Raw genomic sequence first — 1,610 nt, 5'->3', positions numbered from 1 at the left:
ATCCAGTAAAGACTGGCTTATGCGTACTGAAGTAAAATCACTCGGGGTGTAACTACTCTCCGAGCGAGACACTTTTTCACTACAGTGCTCTATCACTTTTATTAAATGATTCTTAAAACTAGCTGTCAGCTCTTTGGACATATCTTCGCCAAGCATACTAACGATGCTAAATCCTAACTTGCTTTTATTTACACTCCCATTGATATTGATCAGATGATGATTCCTGTTCATCGAATCGATACTTGATCCACTTGATTCAAAAACAACCTGCCAGTCATCCCCTTCCCTGATATCAAATTGCCCTAGATAGTTAAAACTAATCCCGGGAAGATCCTCATGGCCATAAAGTACAGTTTCATCTGTTGCAAAAGACCCAAAACCAACACCCTTGTTAGGTATGCTGCGTAAACTCTCCTTGATAAACTGAATACTTTCCTTAAGCCCCCCTTTAAGCTCAAGCCTTACAGGAAACATACTGGTAAACCAGCCAACTGTATGACTGTGGTCTATCGAAGGGTCGATGTTTTCCCTGCCATGCCCCTCAAGGGTAATACCCTGGATGTCGCTTTGGTTAATATCCCGAAGCGCATAACCCAATGCAGTCAGCAATAAATCATTGATCTCCGTATGGTATGCTTTGGGAGCTGTATGCAATAAACACTCCGTAAGGCTTTTGTCAAGCTCTAAAAACGTCGTATGCGACTCAGAATGAGCCAGAGATTCATATCCGGGCATGCCATCAAGCTGCTCTTCCCAATACAACAACTCCAAGGGATGATCCTGAGCATAACCATTAATACGATTAACCCATTGACGGTAACTACTGCCTTTCTGGGGTAAACGTTTCCCTGAATATAAAGTCCTGATATCATCGGCCAAAATACGCCAGCTTACTCCATCAACTATCAAGTGATGCAGGGCGAAATATATTCTGGCACTACCATCCTTATATCCATACAAATACCCTATACTAAACAATGGCAATTGCTCCAAATCAAATCCACTTTGCCAATCGGTCAAATAATCATGAATCTCCTTTTCATTATATTCACTAATATCTAATGTCTTAAGTTCTGGCAGATCAATCGAGGAATGATACAGCTGGCTTTTTCCAAAAATCCCATCAACATCTTTTGAAAATCCAACACGTAAAATATCATGATAAGAAACCAATTCAACTATTGCAGATTCTAACTTAACTAAATCCAATGCTCCAACATGGATTAAAAAACTCTGGTTCCAATGATCAGGCTTTGATAACATACCTGTATTTACCCTGGATATAAACCATTGCTGGATAGGTAACAAATCAAATTCTCCCTCTAGTTCACCTTGCTCAGACACAATAACAAAATCAGAATTCTCTCCCTCTAAATATCTGGACAAGTTCTCAACACTCTTATATTCAAAAATATCCTTTACCTGACAAACAAATCCTGCCTGTCTGATACGGCTCGACACCTGGATGCTCAAAATAGAATCACCTCCTATCCTGAAGAAATTATCCGTTACTCCAACTCTGTCCAATCCAAGGACTTCTTCCCAGATACTGCAGATCGATCTCTCCAATTCCGTCCTTGGAGCTGTATAATCCTGCGCTGCTGTACTAA

General features: G+C 40.4%; 1 protein-coding gene. It reads right to left on the bottom strand.

The genetic code is table 11. The features are described from left to right. The coding region (locus ACN1CN_RS22700; protein WP_419137960.1) for a condensation domain-containing protein at positions 1–1,610 on the bottom strand (1,610 nt) is incomplete at both ends.

The organism is Flavobacterium sp. T12S277 (assembly GCF_048514875.1).
Lineage (GTDB): Bacteria > Bacteroidota > Bacteroidia > Flavobacteriales > Flavobacteriaceae > Flavobacterium.
Note: the sequence above shows the minus strand (reverse complement) of the source record. Positions and strands in the feature narration are given on the sequence as shown.